This is a genomic window from Borrelia persica No12, assembly GCF_000500045.1.
GTDB lineage: Bacteria > Spirochaetota > Spirochaetia > Borreliales > Borreliaceae > Borrelia > Borrelia persica.
Genome location: NZ_AYOT01000119.1, coordinates 1 through 680 on the forward strand (window position 1 = coordinate 1; position 680 = coordinate 680).

The 680-nt window shown below is 32.8% G+C and carries 2 protein-coding genes; both read left to right on the forward strand.

Features of this window, described 5'->3' with window-relative positions:
* Positions 1-237, forward strand: a 237-nt coding sequence (locus tag U881_RS0102410; RefSeq protein ID WP_024653123.1) for a DUF228 domain-containing protein, incomplete at its 5' end; no start/stop codon positions are given.
* Positions 237-680: DUF228 domain-containing protein (locus U881_RS11450; RefSeq protein WP_024653124.1), on the forward strand; the 444-nt coding region annotated here is incomplete at its 3' end. The genes U881_RS0102410 and U881_RS11450, both read left to right, overlap by 1 nt.

Genomic DNA, 680 nt, shown 5'->3' on the forward strand with positions numbered 1-680 from the left:
ACTGTTCTGCCAATAACAAATAACTTTACTGGATATTTGGTAGTCAAAAAAAGTAGTCAAAGCAGTATTACGCCTAATGTAAAAGTTAAATTTGATACAAATGGAGAGATTGAAAATGACAGTGGTTCGGGTTCTCGTACTATTAATGGTATTGCCTTATCAAAGGCATTTAAAATCAACGAAAATCTTTACATAGCACTTGTAAGTATATTCGGAAATAGAGGACTTAATTCATAGTGAGTAGCAAGATTCAACAAGCAGGCTTAATATCAAATGAGCATTCTGAATCACTTGATCATGAGATTAGTTCTCCGTTGATTGATAGTGATGACTTAAGTGAAGAGCTTGATAGTGAGGTTCAAAGACAAGAAGCTTCTACAAGGGGTAAAAGAAGAGGTAAAAGACATGCACCAGTACTTGAGACTACTGAGGGTAAGACACTTAAAGACTATATATTAAAATTAAAGAAATACTCTAAAAGTTTTGATGATGAACCAGCTGTATTTAAAGCTCAGACTGGTTTTAGGAATAAAAACTTATTAACATTTGATTCTATCTGTGAATCTATATCAAGTAGTAAAGATAAATTAGAAGAATATCCGGCTTTTGGATTTCCGTACAAACGTGCAGTTAAATTAAAGGTTTCAACCGAAAAACCCGATGATATCTTTGTTGAAGTA